Below are 22,118 nucleotides of genomic sequence, written 5' to 3'. Positions count from 1 at the left end.
TTTGAGATACTTTATTGATGTATAGGGAATTTAAACAACTGGAGCTAGCCAAAATAGGCGAAGAAATACTTGATTTCTGGAAAAGGGAGAACATTTTTGAAAAGAGTGTTTCTACCCGGCCGGAGTCCAATCCGTTTACTTTTTATGAAGGCCCCCCTTCTGCCAATGGCATGCCGGGCATTCACCACGTCATGGCACGTGCCATTAAAGATATTTTTTGCCGTTACAAAACCTTAAAGGGTTATCAGGTTAAACGCAAAGCGGGCTGGGATACCCATGGCTTGCCAGTAGAACTGGGTACGGAAAAAGAACTTGGCATCACCAAAGAAGATATCGGCAAAACCATTTCCATTGAAGACTATAACGAAGCCTGTAAAAAAACAGTGATGCGTTATACCGACGTATGGAATGACCTGACTGAAAAAATGGGCTATTGGGTAGACATGGGTGATCCCTATGTGACCTACAAGTCAAAATATATGGAATCTGTCTGGTGGCTTTTGAAACAGATTTATGATAAAGGTTTGCTGTATAAAGGCTATACCATTCAACCTTATTCTCCAAAAGCCGGCACAGGTTTGAGTTCTCATGAGGTCAACCAGCCTGGCGCCTATAGGGATGTAACCGATACCACCATTGTCGCGCAGTTTAAATCCCTGCCCGAAACTTTACCTGCTTTTTTACAGGGTTTGGGAGACATTCACCTGATGGCATGGACCACCACACCTTGGACCCTTCCTTCCAACACCGCTTTAACCGTAGGGCCAAAGATCGATTATGTACTGGTGAAAACCTTTAACCAGTATACCTTCCTTCCGGTAAACGTCATTTTGGCCAAAAGCCTGGTCGGGAAACAATTTGGCAAAGGATTTTTTGAAAGCACGGCTGCAGAAGATTTTGACCTGTTTAAAGAAGGGGATAAAAAAATCCCTTATCAGATTCTGGTAGAATGCAAAGGAACAGACCTGGTGGGCATCCGCTACGAGCAACTTTTGCCTTATGTACTGCCATATCAACACGCAGAACATGCTTTCCGCGTGATTTCCGGTGATTTTGTCACCACAGAAGATGGAACCGGGATTGTACATACCGCCCCTACTTTTGGTGCAGACGATGCCAGGGTGGCCAAAGAAGCCGTACCTGAAGTACCGCCTATGCTGGTCCTGGACGAAAACGGAATACCTGTTCCCCTGGTAGACCTGCAGGGAAAATTCACTTCGCACCTGGGCGATTTGTCGGGTAAATATGTAAAAAACGAATACTACGCTGCCGGGGAGGCTCCTGAAAAATCGGTTGATGTGGAAATCGCCATCCGTTTGAAAGAAGAAAACAAGGCCTTTAAAGTTGAAAAATATGTCCACAGTTACCCACACAGCTGGAGAACGGACGAACCGCTTTTGTATTATCCGCTGGATTCCTGGTTCATCAAAGTAACGGATGTAAAAGACCGTATGTTTGACCTGAACGAAACCATCAACTGGAAACCAAAATCAACCGGTGAAGGCCGTTTTGGAAACTGGCTTAAAAATGCCAATGACTGGAACCTTTCCCGCTCCAGGTATTGGGGAATTCCTTTGCCGATCTGGAGAACAGAAGACAAAAAAGAAGAACTGATTATCGGTTCTGTGGAGGAATTGTATACCGCCATAGAAAAATCCATTGAAGCCGGCCTGATGACAACAAACCCTTTCAAAGGTTTTGAAATTGGAAACATGTCGGAGGAAAATTATGACCGGATTGACCTGCATAAAAACATTGTCGACGAAATTACCCTGCTTTCTCCATCAGGAAAGGCCATGAAAAGGGAAAGTGACCTGATTGACGTTTGGTTCGACAGTGGTGCCATGCCTTATGCACAATGGCATTATCCTTTTGAAAACAAAGATAAAATTGATCAGAACAGCGATTTCCCAGCCGATTTTATTGCAGAGGGCGTAGACCAGACCCGTGGCTGGTTTTATACTTTACATGCCATCGGCACCCTGGTTTTCGACAATATTGCTTATAAAAATGTCGTTTCCAATGGACTGGTCCTGGACAAAAACGGGCAAAAAATGTCCAAGCGTTTAGGCAATGCCGTTGACCCTTTTAAAACCTTATCAGAATACGGACCCGATGCCACACGCTGGTACATGATCTCCAATGCAAACCCATGGGACAACCTGAAATTTGACATTGAAGGCATTGCAGAGATCCGCCGTAAATTCTTTGGCACTCTTTACAATACGTATGCATTTTTTGCATTGTATGCAAATATTGACCAGTTTGAAATTGATCCGCAAAACCAGATCCCCGTTGCCCAGCGCAGCGAGCTGGACCGCTGGATCTTATCTTTACTGCAAACGCTGGTTAAAGAAGTAGACGAAAGTTATCATGCTTACGAGCCAACCAGGGCAACCAGGGCGATACAGGCTTTTGTAGATGAGCACCTGAGCAACTGGTACATCCGTTTGTCACGCCGCCGTTTCTGGAAAGGAGAAATGACCACAGACAAACAGGCTGCTTATGAAACCCTGTATACCTGCCTGACCACCCTTTCCCAACTGATGTCGCCGGTAGCGCCTTTCTTTGCAGACTGGCTGTACCAGAACCTGACCTCAGGTGCAAAAGAAGAAGCCTCGGCCTCAGTACACCTGACTTTATGGAAAGCCGCAGACCTGGACCTGATCGATGAGGCCCTGAATGAACGTATGGAACTTGCCCAGAACATTTCTTCTATGGTACTCTCCCTGCGCAAAAAGACCAGCCTGAATGTTCGTCAACCTTTGGCAAAAATTTTAATCCCCGTTCTGGATCGGAAATTTGCTGAAAAAGTCGAATTGGTTAAAGAATTAATCCTGTCAGAAACGAATGTTAAAAATATTGAGTATATTACTGACACCGCAGGCTTTATCAAGAAAAAAATCAAACCAAATTTTAAAGCCCTGGGGCCAAAAGTTGGTAAAGACATGAAAATGGTTGCAGAGGTCATCAATAACTTAAACCAGGAAGAACTGGCTGCATTTGAAAGTGCTGGAGAATACCTGGTTCCCGATACATCCTACCTGGTGCAGCTGAGCGATGTGGAAATTATTGCAGAAGATATTCCGGGCTGGCAGGTAACCAATCTGGGCAGCCTGACCGTTGCGCTGGATGTTACCCTTACCGAAGAGCTGAAACAGGAAGGTTTATCCAGGGAGCTGATCAACCGCATCCAGAACTTAAGAAAAGAACTGAACTTCGAGGTGACAGACCGCATTACAGTGACTTTACAAAAGGATAATTTGATTACCGCGGCAGTAGAGCAAAATAAACAATACATTTGCTCGGAAATTTTAGCAGATTACATTAATTTAACAGAAAGTATAGATAAGGGAAACAAAATCGTAATAGAGGATGTTGAACTGCTGGTTTCAGTGGAAACGGTAAAAACGAATTGAACATAGAGTGAAAAATAACAATTATTATGGAAAAATCTACGAAAACAAGGTATTCAGACAGTGAGTTACAGGAATTTAAAGAGTTGATCCTTGAGAAATTACGTATGGCCAAAGAAGAGTTCCTGTCTTTGACCAATTCATTAAGCAATCCGAATTCAAATGGTACCGAAGATACATCGGGTACTTATAAGACTTTAGAAGATGGTTCTGCAACTTTAGAAAAAGAGCAGATCAACCAGCTGGCTGCCCGTCAGAAAAAATTTATTGATAACCTGGAAGCGGCTTTGGTACGCATTGAAAACAAAACCTATGGCATTTGCAGGGAAACCGGTCAACTGATCCAGAAAGAGCGTTTACGTGCAGTTCCTCATGCAACTTTAAGTATGGAAGCTAAACTGAAGCAGGCATAATGAAAGGCTATACCAAACCTTTATTGGTTATCTTTTTAGTACTGCTGATCGATCAGGCCATCAAAACCTGGATCAAAACCCATATGTTTATCGGTCAGGAGTTTAAAATCATTGGAAACTGGTTTATTATCCATTTTACGGAAAATAATGGTATGGCCTTTGGACTGGAGTTTGGCGGTGAATTCGGCAAACTCTCTTTATCCCTGTTCAGAATTGCTGCTGTGGCCGGTATAGGTTATGGTCTGCATTACCTGATCCAGAGAAAATACCACAGGGGCTTAATCCTTAATGTGGCCCTCATTTTTGCAGGTGCCCTGGGCAACATCATTGATTCGGTCCTGTATGGAAAAATATATGGCTATGCTGGTTTGTTTCATGGCCGCGTGGTAGATATGATGTATTTTCCGATACTCGAAGGGGTTTTCCCAAAATGGGTTCCCATCTGGGGTGGGGAAGATTATATTTTCTTCCGGCCGGTGTTCAATATTGCAGATGCCGCGATTTCCGTAGGGGTAATCCTGATCCTGGTTTTCCAGAAATCTTATTTTAAAGAGGAAATTCTGGAAGAAATCGGGCCTAATAATGAGATCGTTGAAGAATAACAACGCAAATTATTTTTTAATTGTATGGAATTGGTATGATAATTACATCCTATTACCAAAACACACAAATAAAATAAATTTATAGACTTATGAAACGATTAGTAGCCCTTGCCTTTGTTGCCTTATTTAGTATGAGTGCCATGGCCCAACAAGTTGACCTGCGCAGAAAAATTACCGTAAGCGGTTCTGCGGAAACTGAAGTGACCCCCGACATCATCTACCTGAGTATTTCTTTAAAAGAGTACCTGAAAGACAACAACAGCAAGAAAAAAGTAGAAATTACCACTTTAGAAAACCAGTTATATAGTGCAATACAAAGTGCGGGTATTCCAAAAGAAAACCTGACCATCAATAACGTATCGAGCTATAACAATGTGATCGAGAAAAAGAAAAATCCCGATTTTCTGGTGAGTAAACAATACCGTTTAAAAGTAACGGACCTGAACAAATGGAATGCAATTGTTGGGGAAATTGATCCCAAAGGTGTTGCCTATACCAATGTGGAAAGCTACGATTACTCAAAAATTGAAGCCTTAAAAAAAGAATTAAAAATCAAAGCCATCCAGGCCGCTAAAGCCAAAGGCAGCTATATGGTAGAAGCACTGGGTGATAAGCTGGGGAGTGCATTGGATGTACAGGAAATCAACAATGAAAGTTATCCTGTGCCCATGTATGCCAATGTCAGGATGAAATCTATGGCTTACGCTGCTGATGCAGAAGCTGCACCGGCACCTGAAATAGATTTCAAAAAGATTAAATTAAACTATTCTGTAACGATTGTTTTTGAAATCAAATAAAACCCTCCCGGGTTCCTGTACAGGTTTCCCAAAGGTCTTTAAAGAAAACCGCCAACATTTTGGCGGTTTTTTTGTTGTTTAACTATTCGTCACCAAGAGCTTAAACAATTAAAACTAAAACAATGAAAAAATTAATTTACTCCCTGGCCCTTGTCTTTATGCTGGGTGTCAGCGCCAATACGGTTTTAGCTGCCGGAAACGCTGATAAGAACAAAACAGAACTCAGTTCTGAACAACAAATTGAGCTAAAACGGATCACCGATCGCGTAGAGGAAATCAGGCATATGGATAAATCCAATTTGTCTAAAGCAGAAAAAAAGGAACTGCGCAAGGAGCTGAAGGAAATGAAGAAAAAAGCCCGTGCCATTAGCGGAGGGGTTTACCTTTCTGTAGGTGCCATCATCATCATCATCCTGCTGCTGATCTTAATTTTATAAGCCACAGGTTAAAAACATAAAAAAAGCCTCCCCACTATCTGGGAAGGCTTTTTTTATCTAGAAACAGAAAGGATTAATCCTCATCTGCATGCAAGGTATCTTTATGGTCTTCCGGTTTATAGGAAGCCTGAAGTTCGGCCAGTTTCTTTTTACCATAGGCCAGTTTTGTGATCAGTACAAAAAGTACCGGAACAATAAACAATGCCAAAACCGTTGCCGACAACATTCCCGCAGCCACAGTCCAGCCAATGGTCTGACGGGAAACCGCTCCTGCACCCGAAGAGGTAATCAGAGGTCCCACCCCAAGGATAAAGGCCACAGAGGTCATGATAATAGGCCTCAGCCTCAACCTGACGGCTTCTATGGTCGCCGCAATGATCTCCATTCCCCAGTCTACCCGTTCTTTTGCAAACTCCACGATCAGGATCGCATTTTTTGCAGATAAACCGATCAGGGTAATCAAACCGACCTGGGCATACACGTTGTTGTCCAGTTTAGGAAGGAAAGTCAGGGCCAGAATGGCACCAAATAAACCCAGAGGCACAGCCAGTAAGATCGAGAACGGCACAGACCAGCTTTCGTAAAGGGCGGCCAGCAATAGGAACACAAATACGAAAACCAAACCAAAAACCATCAGGGTACTGTTTCCTGCTTCGGTTTCCTCCAGACTCAGTCCGGAAAAATCATAGCCGTAACCAGCAGGAAGGGTTTGGGCCGCTACTTCTTTCAAGGCCTTCAATGCATCTCCGGAACTGTAACCCGGTTTTGCAGCCCCACTCACTTCTATGGAACGGAACAGGTTATAGTGATTGATGATAGAGGCGTTTTCTATTGTTTTATAACTAACCAGGGAACCCAGTGGCACAGAAACTCCTGAAGTATTGGTTACATAGAGCTGGCTCAGGTTTTCTATTTTTGCCCTGTAATTGGTATCCGCCTGGGTAACCACGCGGAAGTTACGACCATATTTGGTAAAGTCATTGATATAACTACTGCCCAGATAAGACGAAATTGTCGCATAGATGGCCCCGATCGGAACCCCCATTTTTTTCGCTTTATCGCGGTCCACGCTCACCTTGTAATTTGGGGTCCTGGAGTTAAACAGGGTATAGGCCATGGCAATTTCAGGGCGCTGGTTGGCCGCGCCCAGGAATTTCCCCACGTTGGCTTCAAATTGTTTAATATCACCAGTTTGCTTTTCTTCAATTTCCAGGGTAAAACCACCACTGATCCCCAGCCCGGGAATCGGAGGCGGGGCCACCACCAGCACATAGCCTTCTTTATCTCCGGCAAAATCGGCAGAGACACTGGCCATAATGGTATTTACATCTCTTTTACGTTTGTCCCAGTTTTCCAGCTGCGCAAAGAAAGTAGCGGCATTGGACTTAAAGGAACGGTTCAAAATGTTCAGACCACCAATGGAGGCAATATTTTTTACTTCCGGGTATTTTTTCATAATGTGGTCGGTAACCCGTTTGATAAAAGCATTGGTCCGTGCTGCCGAAGCACCCTCAGGCAAGGATACCCCCATAATGAAAATTCCCGCATCTTCATTTGGAATAAATCCCGAAGGTTTTTTGGCAAACAAGCCCACCGTTCCCACATAAATACAGGCCAGGATGACCATCACCAAAGGTGCTTTTTTGAGGGCTTTTTTAACTCCGTTAGAATAATTATGGGTAACCCTTGCAAACCAGCTGTTAAACTTATAAAAGAACTTGTTCAGGCCTTTGGAATCTTTGTTCAGGTTCATTGGTTTTAACAAAATAGAACAAAGTGCCGGGGTAAGCGACAGGGCGATAAAGGCCGAAAGCAATACGGACACGGCAATGGTAATGGCAAACTGTTGATAGAGTTTACCCACCATACCGGGGATAAAGCCTACCGGGATAAATACCGAAGCCAAAATCAACGCAATGGCAATTACCGGTGCGGTAATGTCTTTCATGGCCCTTCGGGTGGCATCGGGTGCAGAAAGGCCATCATGGTCTATATAATGCTGTACCGCTTCCACCACCACAATCGCATCATCCACCACAATACCAATGGCCAGTACAAAACCAAACATGGTCAGTACGTTAATGGAGAAACCAAAAAAGGTAAAGAAAATAAAGGTACCAATAATCGATACCGGAATGGCCAGTACAGGGATCAGTGTTGCCCTCCAGCTTTGCAGGAACAGGAACACCACAATGGTGACCAGGATCAGGGCCTCAAACAGGGTATGGACCACCTCATTGATGGAAACTTTAACCACTGTAACGGTTTCATAAGGAACTGTATAGTCCAGGTCTTTTGGAAAAGATTTTTTCAATTCCAGCATGGCTTTTTCAATACCATCGGCCGTTTGTACGGCATTTCCTCCCGGACTTTGGTTAATGGCCAGCAGGGACGCTTTTTTACCATTTACTTTCGAATTGATTGCATAACTGAACTCACCAAGTTCTACCCTGGCGACATCTTTCAGGTATACCGGAGACCCGTCTTTACCGGTCTTGATGACAATATTTCTGAACTGCTCTTCAGAGTTCAGATCCCCGTCAAGAACAACAGAAAATTCGAAAGTCTGGTAGTTTTGTTGCGGGGCACCCCCGACACTTCCGCCCGGAACCCTAACGTTTTGCTCCTGAATAGCGGCCGAAACATCTGCCGGGGTCAGTCCAAGCCGGGCCAGTTTGTTGGCATCCAGCCATACCCTCATACTAAAAGGTTGTCCAAAGACCTGTACATCCCCTACTCCTTTAATCCGGAGCAAAGCATCTTTTACATACAGGTTGATGTAATTGGAAATAAATTTCTCATCGTAAGTGCCATTGGGTGAATACAAACCCACCACCATCAGGATGTCACTGTTTGCTTTTTTAGTGGTTACCCCTAAACGTCTTACGGCCTCAGGTAAAGCAGGTTCTGCAATACCCACCCTGTTCTGTACATCCAGTGCGGCCACATCAATATTGGTTCCCACATCAAAAGTAACCGTAATGGAAGATTGTCCGTCGGAAGTACTGTTTGAGGACAGGTATTTCATTCCTGGGGTACCATTAATCTGGCTTTCTATAGGGGTGGTTACGGTTTGTTCCACGGTTTGTGCATCCGCACCTGTATAGGTACCCGAAACGGTAACCGTTGGCGGTGCAATACTCGGGTACTGGCTGATCGGCAGGGTCGTCATAACAATCAGTCCAACAACCACAATGATGATGGAGATGACCATGGCCGTTACCGGGCGTTTGATAAATACTTCTGAAATCATAAGTCTGAAATTCTTTAAAAATCTATTTCTTAGCTGGTGCTGCTTGTTGTCCGTTGGCTTCTGCTGCGGAAGCGTCTTTCACAACGGCGCCTGGTCTTACATTCTGTACACCTTCCACCACAATGGTCTCGCCTGCTTTCAGCCCTTCGCTGACCACTATATTTTGTTCAAACTGTTTGCCCAGTTTAATAATGCGCGGGTTGGCCTTACTGCTGTCACCCACCACAAACACATTGTACTGCCCCAGCATTTCTGTAACCGCTTTGAAAGGGATCACCAACTGGTGCTGCGGGGCTTTGTTCAGGGCCAGGAGATTGACGGTCATTCCGGCAAACAATTTGTTGGCCGGGTTAGGGTAACTGATCCTGATTTTAATGGTACCTGAGGTGGGGTCAACAGCCCGGTCTATGGCCACAATATGTCCCTGACCTTTATAGATGCTACCATCCTGAAGCTGTACGCTAAATAAAGAATCGACTACTGCCGACGGATTTTTTTTCATTTGTTCGAATCTTGGAATGTCTGCCTGGTTTACAGAAATATCCACAGCAATCGGGTTATTGGTCGATACGGTATTTAAAAGGGTCGTGCCCGGGGAAACCAATGCGCCCAGTTTCACCTGCGAAATTCCGATGGTCCCATTTAAAGGCGAAACAATTACAGAACGCTGCAAGTCATTGGCTGCCGAAGAAAGGCTTGCCTGAGCGGCGGTTACCTGCGACTCTGCATTGGCCAGATCGGTCATGGCATAGTCCACGCGCTGTTTGGCGATCGCATCCTGCGCAGCAAGTTTGGTGTAACGTTCTGCATCTTTTTTGGCTTTATCGCGGTTGGCCTTGGCCACCTCTACATTCGCTTTGGCAGAATTGTACGCCGCCTGGTATTTGGTACGGTCTACCTCATAAAGTTTTTGTCCCTTGTTTACCTTTTGCCCGTCTTTAATATAGATGGCCGTAATGTAGCCACCTACCTGCGCCCGCAATTCTACTTCATCCAGGGCGACAACCACTCCGGGATAAGTATCTACCGTAGTTACGGGCTGCTCTGCCACTTTATAGGTGGTTACCGGTGTTGCCGGAGGGGGGCCTTGCTGTTGTGCCTGTTTATTACCGCCACCGCATGACGCTAAAGAAATGGAACCAAGAATAACGATACCTAGTTTTATGTGATTAATAGTCTTCATTTGAGTGCTTATTGGTTTACGGTAATTGTTCCTAATGCTTGTTGTACATCTATTTTTGAAGAAAGCAGGTTGTACAATGAATTTAAATAATTGAGCTGAGCCGTTCTCAGGTCGGTCTCAGAGGTCATCAGATCCAGATAAGTTTTAATTCCCTCATCGTACTGAAGTTTAATGGTGGTATACACCTGTCTGGAAATGTCCACATTTTCATGCGCGGTTTTCCAGTCGTTCAGGTTGGCCTTATAGGTGGCCATGGCCTGTTCATATTGTGTATTGATCTGATTGCGGGTATTGATCAGGTCCAGGTCCAGTCTTTTTTCCTGTAATTCCGATTTTCGGATTTCCTGGGTCCTTTTGGTGCCCTGAAAAATAGGGAGTTTCATCGTCAGGCCAAATACAGAACTGGGGTAATTTCTGTCGTAAAGGTTGCTGAAACTATTGTTCATATAATTCCAGTTGTAGTTCACAAAGCCCGCTATGGTTGGCAAATAAGTCCATTTATTATAACTGGTATTTAAATGCTGCAGCTGCTTTTGGGTTTGCAGCAATCTGTACTCAATCCGGTTGGCATAAACCTCAGTTTGGGTGGTGTCCATCAGGATTTCATTTTCCATGTTGCTGTTGCTGAAGTTTAAGCTGAACGCTGCATCAGGTGCATAGCCAATCTGTTGTTTCAGGTAGGCGTATTTATACTTCATCAGTTCTTCGGTCCTTTTTTTATCGGCCTGGGAGTTGCTTACACTGATTTGGGCCCGTTGATAATCGGTTTTATCGGCCAGACCGGCGTCATACTGTGCGTGTGCATCTTTGAGCTGCTTTTGTAAACGCGCAATGTTTTCGTTAATAATATTAAGCTGCTCCCTGCTGGTGAGGATATCGTAATAGGCTTTGGTTACCGCTACAACTGTATTGATTTTACTGCTTTCTGTGTTCTGCTTGTATTGCTGACGGTAAAACTTAGAAGCTTTGGAGGCCTGGATCAGACCGGCATTCAAAAACTGCTGGTCTGCCTGCAGGGTCAGGGCAGAAGTTTGTTTGGTACCAAAGGTAATGATCTGGGTCTGACCATTGATGTCCAGCTGGTTGACCTGCTGTTTCAGGTTGTTGTTGTAGCTGGCTGTACCATTGATTTGTGGAAACCAGCCCGAAAGTGCTGATTTGATGTCACGTTCCCCGATTTCTTCATCAATTAAGGATTGCTTTACCCCTGGTTTATTGAGCAGGGCATAGGTAATCACATCCTGGAGTGAAGCGTTGTTAAGGGTTTTAGTGGGACTTCCCGTTTGCCCGAATACTGCCGGAGAGAATAGGCCCGGCAAGGCAAGGAGAAATGTTAAAATCGGTTTTTGTAGTTTCATATGTAAAAAATCGAATTAGCAAACAAAATCATCAAACGCCACCGGCTCCGCCACAAGAATCATGCTAGCAAGCTCAGATTAAGCCCATTAGCCATATATAAATATAGCAATATTTAGCAGATATTTATTTCTGCAGGCGGAAGGTCTGCGGTAAATTGTCCTGATACTTTAGGAATACCCTTTTGCAGATGCTTTTATCGCGGCACAAAGGTCACCAAATTAGGAGAGGACGGGAATGTTTATAAGTGGGGGTTTTATGTCTAAAACTCCTTTTTTTTCCAGATTCCCTTCCAAAAGGGACCGTATTTTCAGATCGAGTGTCCTCATCATGGAAGGGTTGTATAAATTGAAAGGGTGGTGATTTTCTTTTTCCAGGGCCTTTTCCAGCTCCTGTATATCCAGGCCAAGGATCTGCTCCAGCTGGTACATTCTCCATTTGACCATACTTAAACTTTCAGGTTCCTGTTTACCGGTTTCGGGCATTAGATGATATTCATTGAACAACTCCCCGGACAGAATGGCCCCAGCCCCCGCAGCACCCAGGGAGCGGATCATTTCCAGCTCCTGCGGGTACTGCATTTCCGGGCCCCCATAATCCCAAATCAATTGTTGTATCCTTGCCCCTTTTTTCGCCAGGGCCTGAAAACGGGGCCCCGAGAAAATTTCCTGCTGTATATGGTAAAACATCCAGGCCATGGTATAGCCTGTTTTACCATACATTTGCCGGGCAACATCCGAAAGATGGCTCTCCTTGCCGATCAGTTCATCCAGAAAAAGGTTCGCCTGCTGGTCAATTGCCCGGATGTTAAAACTGACAAATGAAACAAATTTATCAAGGGGCTCTCTTTTTTCGGCACGTTTTTCCAGGGCAGCGAGGTAACTTTCTGCCAGTTCCCGGTAGCGCTGAAAACTAAAAGGGGAAGACACCTTTACCGAAATTCCTTCCGTCCAGAGTTGTTCTATGGCCGGTAAGCAGTTTTTTGCCGCAGGAACATCAATTAATACATTTTTATGGTTCAGTTCTTTCCATAAAAACCTGGCCTCCTCCAGGATGTTTTCGGTGCTGCCATACAAGGCAGAGGACACGCCCATACTGATCAGTCCTTCTGAACCCTTGCTTTTTCTGCAAACAAATATAAACTGATTGGCCGCCCTGCGGACATCGCCCAGACAAAGGGACATGATGATGTTTTCAATGGATTTCCCGGACCTGACCATTCCCATAATGATCTTGTCATATTCAGGGGTCGTTCTGATCATTTTTTCCAATGCGCCAGGGTTATAGGTAAGCCCTTTAAGCGCCGATTCCTCGATTAATCTTTTGAGTTTTCCAGAGAGCACAAATCTTTTATGCAGGTAATTGAGCCATATCATCATGCAGCCGATAATTAAAACTCAAAGATCTGAAAACAAAGCCCCCGGGGGAATGTCTATAAGATGCTGAAATATGTTTAAAAGTCTTTTTTTAAAAGGGGAAATTCAGGGCCTGCGGTAGCTGCTGGGGCTTTGGCCATAATGCTTTTTAAAATAGCTGCTAAAAAAGAACTGGTCGCTGAAACCCAGCATTCCGGCAACCTGGGCAACAGAAAGCTGAGGTTCGTTGAGCAATACTTTTGCCTCGAGCATCACCATTTCATCAATAAAATCTCCGGCAGTTTTGCCGGTAATTTCCTTCAAAGTATGAGAAAGATATTTAGGACTGATGTTGAGCATGGAAGCATAAACCTGGACACTCCGCACGGTTTTAAAATGTAAAGGCAGAATTTTCATAAAGCGCATCACCAGTTCCTCTTTACGGGTAACTTTAATTTCTTCAAAAGACTGCTGTCTTTTGTAGTGTGAACCCAGTTCATAAATAAAGCCGGCAAAAACATTGAGCATTACTTCTTCCTGATAGGCCTGCACCGTAGCTACTGAATTTTTAGTGGCCAGGATGTCTGTCATTTTTAAAAGCAGCTCCATGTCTTTTTCAGGAACTTTGAGCAGCGGGCTCGAAGATAAAGGCATAAACTCCATGGCTTCTACATTTTTTCTGTGGATTCCCGCCCTGGAAAGATAATCGGGTTTAAAGTTAACAGACTTCGAATAAAAGCCTGTGGACACCGAAACAAACTGACGAATGTCATTGGGTGTAAAAACGATGATGTCATTCGCCTTCAGGGTATATTCAATCAGGTTGACTTTTACGATCATTTCTCCCCTGATCACCAGAATAAAACTTACATAATCGGCACGAAAAGGATAAAGAATAGGGTCATCAAAAACAAACTCGCAGCTGTCTTTTTCCTGTTCATTGACTGTAAAAACATTCAGGTCACTGGTTAAACCGGTAAAACCAATCTTTTCCAGAAATTGGTCAAGTGTATGCGTCAGAATACCTGTTTTATCATCCATGTGTTGTGTATCTTTCCTGTTTACAGGCCTTTAATTTAATTCAAATCTTTGACCATTTTAGACAGATGGTCACAAAATAGAAAAAAAATTACATTCTCCAAACTTATCTTTGGCCGATCTTGGCCGTTCCCCTCTGCATTGCTCCCTGCTAAGCTTTATCTTTGTGTCTTCCTGCTAAGCTCCATGTAATGATCATCAAGGACGAAAAAAAAGAACTCATTATAGAAACCGCCATCAAAAGATTCCGGCACTATGGTATTCAAAAAACCACCATGTCGGATATTGCCGATGACCTTTCTCTTTCCAAGCCCTCTTTGTATTATTATTTTCCGGACAAAAACAACCTGACCATAGAAGTGATGAACAAAGTATGTTCAGAATACCACTTCCATCTGGAAAAAGTACATCAGCCGGAACTTAGCCTGGAAAACAACCTGTACAATGTGATCGAACTCCGGCACCAGTATTTTAAGAAGTATTATATGTTGTACTGGGTGAACCTTACCCTGTTTATGAATGCGCAGGAGCTGCGCCCCCTTTTCCTTAAAATCAGAAAACGGGACCTGGCTTTTTACACCGACCTGTTCAGTGCGGCAGTGCAAAAAGGAGAAATTGCACCACTGGACAGCAAGGAAATCGCACAGCTGTACACCGAATCCCTAACCGGGATTATCGTTTCTGCCATGAAAGAAGGAAATAAAACTTTCCTTCCCTCTAAAGAGGAACTCAAAACCCTTTTGGAAAACCTGCACCAGCTATCCGGTCTGTTTATCAAAGGCCTCAAATAAAAAAGCCTTCCTGTTTTGCAGGAAGGCTAGTATGGATTGTACAGCAATTAATCGATCAGATCAAAGCCGGTATATTTAACCAGCGCCTGGGGAATCCTGATGCCCTCTGGGGTCTGATAGTTTTCAATAATGGAGGCCACAATTCTGGGCAGGGCAAGGGCGCTACCGTTTAAGGTATGGGCCAGCTGGGTTTTTCCGCTTGTCCCCTTAAACCTTAACTTTAAGCGGTTGCTCTGATAGGTTTCAAAATTGGATACCGAGGACACCTCCAGCCATCTTTGCTGTGCCGCGCTCCAGACTTCCATGTCATAAGTCATTGCTGAAGGAAATCCCATGTCGCCGCCACACAGACGAAGTACGCGGTAATGCAGGCCCAGTTCTTTTAATAAAGACTGCACATAGACACTCATTCCTTCCAGGACCTGGTAACTCTGCTCCGGGTGTGCAATTTGTACCAGTTCCACTTTGTCAAACTGGTGCAGGCGGTTCAAACCGCGCACATGCGCACCATAAGATCCGGCTTCCCTGCGGAAACAAGGGGTATAGGCACAATTTTTAACAGGAAGTTCCTCTTCCTTTAAAATTACATCCCTGTACAAATTCGTTACTGGAACTTCGGCCGTAGGAATCAGGTATAGATTGTCTACGGTAGAATGATACATTTGTCCTTCTTTATCCGGCAATTGTCCCGTACCAAAACAAGAAGCCTCGTTCACCAGGTGCGGCACCTGTACTTCCCGGTAACCCTGCGCGGTGGCATGGTCCAGAAAAAAGTTAATCAGGGCCCTTTGCAACCTTGCACCTTTTCCTTTATAAACCGGAAAACCGGCACCGGTAATTTTAGTACCCAGTTCAAAATCGATAATATCGTATTTCGCCGTCAGTTCCCAGTGAGGCAGGGCCCCCTCATGAATCTGAGCAGGTTCACCATGTACATATATAATTTCATTCTCTTCTGCAGTGTTTCCAGTTTTGACCAGTTCATGTGGCAAGTTTGGCAGCTGGACCAGCAAATGCTGCAACTTCAGTTCTGCAGCACTCAGTTGTTCAGAAAGCTGTTTGATTTTATCTTTGTTAGCCGTTGTTTCGGCTTTGATGCTATCGGCCTCTTCTTTTTTACCATTGCGCATCAGTTCCCCGATTTGTTTGGCAGCTGCATTTGCAATGGCCGATAAATTGTCCAGCGAAGTTTGGGTCTGACGGCGTTCATCATCTAACTGAATGATTTCATCGACCAGTTCAACCTGTTTAAATCGACGTACACTTAAGCGTTCTAAAACTTTCTCTCTATTTTCGCGGATATAGTTAACTTGCAGCATTATTTAAATATTTTAAACAAAGATAATAACTTAACTCGTGATTGCACAGCGCCAGGCAAATCTCTGGCCCGCCAATCTCTACTAATTAAACCATATGGACGGTAAACTCTTTCTAGTTCCAACGCCGATAGGCAATCTGGAGGACATGACTTTCAGGGCCATCAGGATCTTAAAGGAAGCGGATGTGATCCTGGCAGAGGATACCCGTACAAGCGCCCCATTGCTGAAACATTTTGGCATCGACAAAAAGGCTTATTCGCATCACCAGCACAATGAGCATAAGGCCACTGCAGAAATTATTAAATTCCTGAAACAAGGACAAAAAGTAGCTTTGATTTCAGATGCCGGTACACCGGCCATATCGGATCCCGGTTTTTTTCTGGTCCGTGAAGTGCTTAAAAATGACCTGGAAGTGGAATGCCTGCCAGGTGCCACTGCTTTTGTTCCTGCGCTGGTCAATTCGGGGCTGCCCACTGATGCATTTGTATTTGAGGGCTTTTTGCCCGTAAAAAAAGGACGTCAGACCCGCTTCAAAAAACTGGCAGAAGAAGAACGCACCATGGTACTTTACGAAAGCCCGCACCGTTTATTAAAGACACTCGAAGAATTTGGCCAGTATTTTGGGGAGGACAGGCAGGCCTCTGTTAGCAGGGAGTTAACTAAAATGTACGAAGAGACCGTCAGAGGTACCCTGGCAGAGATAAAATCACATTTTGAAAACAATATTTTAAAGGGAGAATTTGTAATTTGTGTTGCGGGGAAAGCCGAACGCAAAAAAGGAAAGACAGATGACCCGGACTATAAAACCTAAAAGCAAATGATATTAATAGATAGATTTTTAAGCGACGAACAAGATCCCAAGGCTGTAGAAAAAGTACTGGGAAAACTGAATGATATGCTGACCAGCAATGAGGAATTGATTTACCTGGCTGTTCAAAAGAAACCCGCGGTGAACCTGCTGCCCGACTGTATTGCCGTGAGTACACGCCGCATCTTTTACTGTGAACCGGCCAATCTGGGCATGACCATGAATTTCAAGGACATTTCCTGGAAAAGCGTAAAGGAAGTTTCTTTTAAAGAAGGCCTTCTGGGCTCAAAGTTTATCTGCGTACCTCAACAGGGAGAAAACATCGTTACCGATTACATTCCTAAAGTTCAGGCCAGAAAGTTATATCAGGCCGCTTATGAACAGCTGGAAAACTTCAAAGAAGAGCAAAGAAAACAGGAAGCAGAAGAAAAACGCCCTGCAGCATCGCCTGTGACGGTCAATGCCAGCCCACAGGGATTTGCCGATTACAGTCATATTGAAGAAGCAGTCGTTGTTCCTGAGCCTGCTGCAGTCACTGCCCCTGCTGCGCCCGAACATGAAGACGAAACCACTGTAAAACTTAGAAAACTAAAGACTTTATACGACAAACAACTGATCACCCAGGAAGAGTATGAAGCCAAAAAAGCAACTATTTTAGATAGCCTTTAAAACATACAATGAAGTCTAAAGACCTGATCCTGCCAGCCTTATTAAGTGCATGCTTAATGTGGCTGGCCTGGCCCCCTATTCCCTATACAACTCCCTTACTGCTTATTGGCCTGGTCCCCCTGCTGCTTACCCTGCAAAAAATCTCGGACAGCAGTGCCACTAAAAAAGGAAAAAAGGTTTTCCTTACGGCAGGGCTAACTTTTCTGCTCTGGAATACAGCCAGCATTTTTTGGGTATATAATGCCATCAGCGCGTACAACAGCGCTTTTGTTGCTTTTCTGGTTTCCCTTATTCCTTACGGACTGGGGGCCTTACTCATGACTTTTGCTTTCTGGCTATACCACCGGCTGAGTTTGTATACCTCAAAAAAAACAGCTTATGCCGGCTTGCTCGCTTTCTGGGTGGCCATGGAGTACCTGCACCAGAGCTGGGACCTCGCTTTCCCCTGGATGAACCTCGGAAATGGCCTGGCAGGCATGCACCAACTGGCACAATGGTATGAGTATACCGGCGTTTATGGAGGTACATTCTGGATCCTGCTGAGCAATATCCTTGCTTTTGAAGCCTATAAGGCTTTTCGTAGCCAGCAAGGCTATTTAAAATACCGGCCGGCCTTGTTGTGGGCAATTGTACTGGTGGTTCCTGCTGGTTTTTCCCTGATCAGGTATGCCACCTACAAAGAAAAAATCAGTCCGGTAAATGTAGTTACAGTACAACCCAATATAGATCCTTATGAAAAACTGGGTGGAATCTCTTCTGCTCAGCAGCTCCAGATCCTGACCAAATTATCAGATTCAGTGGCCCAGATCAACACCGAATATTTCTTCTGGCCGGAAACCGCTTTGCCAAATTATAGTGATGAAGACCGCATCCGCGAAACTGCAGACTACAGCAGCCTGCAGCAATTCATCAGCAAATACCCCAATGCTTCATTGGTAACGGGTATAGAAACCATCAAAACCTACAACAACCAGAAAACCCTGAGCGCAAAGATGGACCCTGCCACGCATATTTATTATGATAATTTTAATACGGCCATGCAGATCGAAAATTCGGCCAATGTGCAGTTTTATCATAAATCAAAATTAGTCCCTGGGGCAGAAAAAATGCCTTTTCCGGAAACTATGGCTTTCCTCAAGCCCGTATTTGCGGAACTTGGAGGTTCTGTAGGCGGATGGGGCTGGCAGGAACAGCCTACTGTTTTTTATGCCCACAGTGGTATTGGGGTTGCTCCGGTGATCTGTTATGAATCCATCTGGGGCGACTGGATTGGAAAATCTGTAAAGCAAGGCGCCCAGTTTATTGCCATCATTACCAATGACGGCTGGTGGGGCAATACTTCGGGCAAGGACCAGCATTTTCTTTATGCCGGTCTAAGGGCCATTGAAAACAGAAGATGGGTGGTCCGTTCGGCCAATACCGGAATTTCTGGTTTTATGAACCAAAGGGGTGATGTGGTTTCCCGCAGCCAGTGGTGGACCAGAACAGCCCTGAAAGCCGATATCAATTTAAACGAAGAACTGACTTTTTATACCAAAAGCGGAGACCTGATTGCCAAAGCAATGTGCCTGTTGGCCATTGGACTGGCCTTCATTATTCCTTACAAAAAATGGGTTAAAAAAGTAAAACCGGCCTGAGTTTTTTATGAAGTCAAATGTTAGACCTTTGTTTCTGAGCATTGCCGTATTATTGGGCTGGTTTGCGCTGGTCCTTCAGCTGGACCTTTCCCTGATTGACCGGGTTATCCCCTTGTTCCCAATGCTGGTTCGGTTTTTCAGTTATTTCACCATTCTCACCAACATCATGGTCACCCTTGGCTTCTCTTTTATCTTGTTTAGTCCGAACTCCTCCAGGGGCCGTATTTGCTCGGGGGCAAGCTTCCTCACGGCCATGACGGTATACATTGTGGTCGTTGGACTGATTTATAACATTATCCTACGGCCACTGGGCACTCCAAAAGGACTGGGCATACTCGCCAACGAGATCCTGCATTCCATTATCCCTTTAATGACGGTGCTGTACTGGGTGTTTTTTGTCCGAAAACAAGACCTGCAATGGGCAGATGTCTGGTTATGGCTGCTTTATCCATTTGCTTACATTTGCCTGGTGCTGTTTATAGGTTATTTTTCGGGACATTACCCTTATCCTTTTATTGATGTCCTGAAGCTGGGCTACCCCCGCGTACTGCTCAATGCCCTGGGGGTTGCTGTTTTATTTGCCGGGCTTTCACTCTTGCTGATTGCCCTGTCCAGATTGCCCTGGAAACAGGAAGACTGATCAGGAAAGGTATTTTCCAACAATAGGCATACGCCGGCCCATTCCAAATGCTTTTGGCGATACCCTTAAAATCGGCGGGGTCTGATAACGCTTAAATTCGGCATTATTGACCATTTTGATAATGCGCCTGACCAGTTGCTCTTCAAAACCCTGCGCAATAATGGCGGCAGAGCTTTTCTGCAATTCCACATACTGGAACAGGATTTGATCCAGGGTGTCATAATCGGGCAGGGAGTCGGAATCTTTTTGACCGGGCCGCAGTTCTGCAGAAGGAGGTTTTACAATCGAGTTCAATGGAATTACCTCTGCATCTTTATTGATATGGGTTGCAAGCTGGTAGACCTGCGTTTTATAGACATCTCCAATAACCCCTATTGCCCCGCACATGTCTCCATATAAAGTTCCGTAACCTACCGCACATTCACTTTTATTAGAAGTATTCAGCAAAATGTAGCCAAATTTATTGGACATGGCCATCACCACAATGCCCCGGCAGCGGGCCTGTATGTTTTCTTCGGTCAGGTTAAAGGAAAGACCACTGAATGCCGGAGCCATCATTTGGTCAAAAGCATCTGCAGCTTCCTTGATTGGAATAATTTCGTGTTTACAGCCTATATTTTTAACCAGGTCCAGGGCATCCTGTACCGAATGGTCAGTTGAATATTTGGAGGGCATCAGTACAGCCATCACATTTTCCGGTCCAAGGGCGCGGCAGGCCAGTGCACAGACCAGGGCAGAATCGATGCCCCCTGAAAGGCCCAGTACAGCTTTTTTAAAGCCCGATTTTTCAAAATAATCTTTAATGCCCAGCACCAGGGCATCATGGATCTGCTCTATGTCTGAAGCGGCCTGGTGGGCAGTCACCTGATGATGAAGCACTTTTTTTCCATCAAACTCGTACATACGGAGCGCTTCTGTGAAATAAGGCATTTCGTCCAGTAATGCGCCTGTCGCATCGAAAACCAGGGAGCCTCCGTCAAAAATAAGCTCTGTTTGCGCCCCAACCTGGTTCACATACAACAAGGGCAACTGATATTTTTTTGCATTGTCGGCCAGTACCGCTACCCGCTCTTCATCATGACAATAAGAAAAGGGCGAAGCCGCAATATTGAGCATCACATCGGGCTGTTCCTTAATCAGCTCATCCATCGGATTGGAAACATACAAGGGATTGTTGTTGATGTTCCAGAGGTCTTCGCAAATGGTCAGCGCTATTTTACAGCCTTTAAAATCTATACAAGCAAAATTTGTGGCCGGTTCAAAATAACGGTATTCGTCAAAAACATCATAATTTGGCAACAGGGCCTTTTTCACCGTAGCCTTGATTTTCCCATCTTCTATGAAATGGGCCGCATTATAAAGGTCCTTTCCTGCCACATGTTCATTTCGTACCGGGAGCCCTACAATACAGGCAATGCCTTTGCAATGGGCTGCAATTTTTTCTGCAGCAGTTTCACAAAGGGAAATAAACTCCTCAAACTCCAGAAAATCCCTGGGTGGGTACCCGCAGACTGCAAGTTCGGCAAAGACCACCAGGTCTGCGCCTTTTTCTTTTGCCAACGCAATATGTTCAATGATTTTATTGGTATTGGCTTCAAAATTACCAATATGGTAATTCAGCTGGGCTAAGGCTATATTCATTTCTCTTAGAAAAAGATTCCTAAATTAAGTGCGATGTAATGGTTGCGGACACTTCTGCCATTGTCTTTTACAATATTGGTAAAACCGTTGTTATAGGTCAGTCCTGCAGTAATACTGGTATGGGTATCGATATCAAATTCACCGCCACCGCCTAAAATCAAACCGGCTCGGTAAAACCTGGTGTATTTTTTTATCGCCTGGTCATTGACCAGACCTTTCCCGGCAAGCTCTGCATCCTGTTTGGCCCCAATGTTAAAATCATTGGACAAACCAAACTGTCCGTACCACCTCAAATCACCGATTTTATTGGTTTTGAGTTTCAGGGTCAGCGGAAGCTCTATGTATTGCAATTTATATTTCAAATCATAGCCGGCTGCCGCACTTGCGGCCGGCGCATATAAAGCCGGGTTAATTTCCGTGCTTTTTCCGTTAATGGTGGTAATGGTCAGTCCTGTGGCCAGGCTGTAATTTTCAGCAAAATTGAAGTCTGCCAGCAAACCATAGGAAAAACCTAAACTCAAACCGTTTCCTTTTCCGTTTTCGGCTTTAAGCCATCCAAAAGTCGGGTGGGCAGTCAAGCCAAGACGGAAACCATAATCCGGGGACGGGGAATTCTGAGCGAAAAGACCTCCTGCAGAGGCAAGTAACAGCATGAATAAAAATACTCTCTTCATCTTTTATCTAATTTATAGGTGACGGGCAAGCTGCCCCTGTTTTACATCTTCTATTGTCATCAGGCAATCATTTACACAAAGGCCTAAAA

Annotated in this window: 18 protein-coding genes; 10 read left to right on the top strand and 8 right to left on the bottom strand. The window is 44.6% G+C overall.

The window, feature by feature from the left end; translation table 11 throughout:
- Window positions 1-17: 17 nt before the first annotated feature.
- The 5 genes from ileS to B0O44_RS20120 all read left to right on the top strand — a co-directional run bounded on the left by ileS (window position 18) and on the right by B0O44_RS20120 (window position 5,665).
- Entirely contained in the window at window positions 18-3,419 is a 3,402-nt protein-coding gene (gene ileS, locus B0O44_RS20140; RefSeq protein WP_110833904.1) for an isoleucine--tRNA ligase, read from the top strand.
- 26 nt (window positions 3,420-3,445) lie between these two features.
- Window positions 3,446-3,829 (top strand): TraR/DksA family transcriptional regulator, encoded by a 384-nt coding sequence (locus tag B0O44_RS20135; protein ID WP_211321425.1) that lies wholly within the window; start codon window positions 3,446-3,448, stop codon window positions 3,827-3,829.
- Window positions 3,829-4,431, top strand: coding sequence for a lipoprotein signal peptidase (locus B0O44_RS20130; protein WP_110833902.1), 603 nt, complete (start codon window positions 3,829-3,831; stop codon window positions 4,429-4,431). Before B0O44_RS20135 ends, B0O44_RS20130 begins: the two co-directional genes overlap by 1 nt.
- An 89-nt stretch (window positions 4,432-4,520) precedes the next feature.
- A complete protein-coding gene (locus B0O44_RS20125) occupies window positions 4,521-5,228 on the top strand; it encodes an SIMPL domain-containing protein (protein WP_110833901.1) in 708 nt (235 codons plus the stop codon).
- A 122-nt stretch (window positions 5,229-5,350) separates the two neighbouring features.
- Complete coding sequence (locus B0O44_RS20120) at window positions 5,351-5,665, top strand: hypothetical protein (RefSeq protein ID WP_110833900.1); 315 nt, start codon at window positions 5,351-5,353, stop codon at window positions 5,663-5,665.
- 73 nt (window positions 5,666-5,738) lie between these two features.
- Here the strand turns inward: B0O44_RS20120 and B0O44_RS20115 are convergent, their stop codons facing one another.
- The 5 genes from B0O44_RS20115 to B0O44_RS20095 all read right to left on the bottom strand — a co-directional run bounded on the left by B0O44_RS20115 (window position 5,739) and on the right by B0O44_RS20095 (window position 13,853).
- Window positions 5,739-8,918 carry an efflux RND transporter permease subunit gene (locus B0O44_RS20115; RefSeq protein ID WP_110833899.1) on the bottom strand — a complete coding sequence of 1,060 codons (3,180 nt, stop codon included), beginning with the start codon at window positions 8,916-8,918 and terminating at the stop codon, window positions 5,739-5,741.
- 22 nt (window positions 8,919-8,940) lie between these two features.
- Complete coding sequence (locus B0O44_RS20110; protein ID WP_110833898.1) at window positions 8,941-10,101, bottom strand: efflux RND transporter periplasmic adaptor subunit; 1,161 nt, start codon at window positions 10,099-10,101, stop codon at window positions 8,941-8,943.
- An 8-nt stretch (window positions 10,102-10,109) separates the two neighbouring features.
- A complete protein-coding gene (locus B0O44_RS20105; protein WP_110833897.1) occupies window positions 10,110-11,459 on the bottom strand; it encodes a TolC family protein in 1,350 nt (449 codons plus the stop codon).
- A gap of 219 nt (window positions 11,460-11,678) precedes the next feature.
- Window positions 11,679-12,836, bottom strand: a complete 1,158-nt coding sequence (locus B0O44_RS20100) for a transaldolase family protein (protein WP_110833896.1) — start codon at window positions 12,834-12,836, stop codon at window positions 11,679-11,681.
- Between the two features lie 102 nt (window positions 12,837-12,938).
- Window positions 12,939-13,853, bottom strand: a complete 915-nt coding sequence (locus tag B0O44_RS20095; protein ID WP_110833895.1) for a helix-turn-helix domain-containing protein — start codon at window positions 13,851-13,853, stop codon at window positions 12,939-12,941.
- A 188-nt stretch (window positions 13,854-14,041) separates the two neighbouring features.
- Between B0O44_RS20095 and B0O44_RS20090 the strand changes: the two genes are divergently transcribed.
- Window positions 14,042-14,641 carry a TetR/AcrR family transcriptional regulator gene (locus tag B0O44_RS20090; protein WP_110833894.1) on the top strand — a complete coding sequence of 200 codons (600 nt, stop codon included), beginning with the start codon at window positions 14,042-14,044 and terminating at the stop codon, window positions 14,639-14,641.
- A gap of 47 nt (window positions 14,642-14,688) precedes the next feature.
- Here B0O44_RS20090 and serS read toward each other — a convergent pair whose 3' ends face one another.
- Window positions 14,689-15,960, bottom strand: coding sequence for a serine--tRNA ligase (gene serS / locus B0O44_RS20085; protein WP_110833893.1), 1,272 nt, complete (start codon window positions 15,958-15,960; stop codon window positions 14,689-14,691).
- A 94-nt stretch (window positions 15,961-16,054) separates the two neighbouring features.
- On the opposite strand from serS, the gene rsmI reads away from it, so the two are divergent.
- The 4 genes from rsmI to B0O44_RS20065 are packed head-to-tail and all read left to right on the top strand — an operon-like array spanning window position 16,055 to window position 19,714.
- Window positions 16,055-16,771 carry a 16S rRNA (cytidine(1402)-2'-O)-methyltransferase gene (gene rsmI / locus B0O44_RS20080; protein ID WP_110833892.1) on the top strand — a complete coding sequence of 239 codons (717 nt, stop codon included), beginning with the start codon at window positions 16,055-16,057 and terminating at the stop codon, window positions 16,769-16,771.
- 6 nt (window positions 16,772-16,777) lie between these two features.
- Complete coding sequence (locus B0O44_RS20075; protein WP_110833891.1) at window positions 16,778-17,437, top strand: PH domain-containing protein; 660 nt, start codon at window positions 16,778-16,780, stop codon at window positions 17,435-17,437.
- A gap of 8 nt (window positions 17,438-17,445) precedes the next feature.
- Entirely contained in the window at window positions 17,446-19,074 is a 1,629-nt protein-coding gene (gene lnt, locus B0O44_RS20070; RefSeq protein ID WP_110833890.1) for an apolipoprotein N-acyltransferase, read from the top strand.
- A gap of 7 nt (window positions 19,075-19,081) precedes the next feature.
- Entirely contained in the window at window positions 19,082-19,714 is a 633-nt protein-coding gene (locus tag B0O44_RS20065) for a Pr6Pr family membrane protein (protein ID WP_110833889.1), read from the top strand.
- Here the strand turns inward: B0O44_RS20065 and B0O44_RS20060 are convergent, their stop codons facing one another.
- Together B0O44_RS20060 and B0O44_RS20055 are read right to left on the bottom strand one after the other, a co-directional pair.
- Window positions 19,715-21,355 carry an NAD+ synthase gene (locus tag B0O44_RS20060; RefSeq protein ID WP_110833888.1) on the bottom strand — a complete coding sequence of 547 codons (1,641 nt, stop codon included), beginning with the start codon at window positions 21,353-21,355 and terminating at the stop codon, window positions 19,715-19,717.
- A 5-nt stretch (window positions 21,356-21,360) separates the two neighbouring features.
- Window positions 21,361-22,029 (bottom strand): porin family protein, encoded by a 669-nt coding sequence (locus B0O44_RS20055; RefSeq protein ID WP_110833887.1) that lies wholly within the window; start codon window positions 22,027-22,029, stop codon window positions 21,361-21,363.
- Between the last annotated feature and the right edge of the window lie 89 nt (window positions 22,030-22,118).

This window comes from Pedobacter nutrimenti, from assembly GCF_003208655.1.
GTDB classification, from domain to species: Bacteria; Bacteroidota; Bacteroidia; order Sphingobacteriales; family Sphingobacteriaceae; genus Pedobacter; species Pedobacter nutrimenti.
Note: the sequence above shows the minus strand (reverse complement) of the source record. Positions and strands in the feature narration are given on the sequence as shown.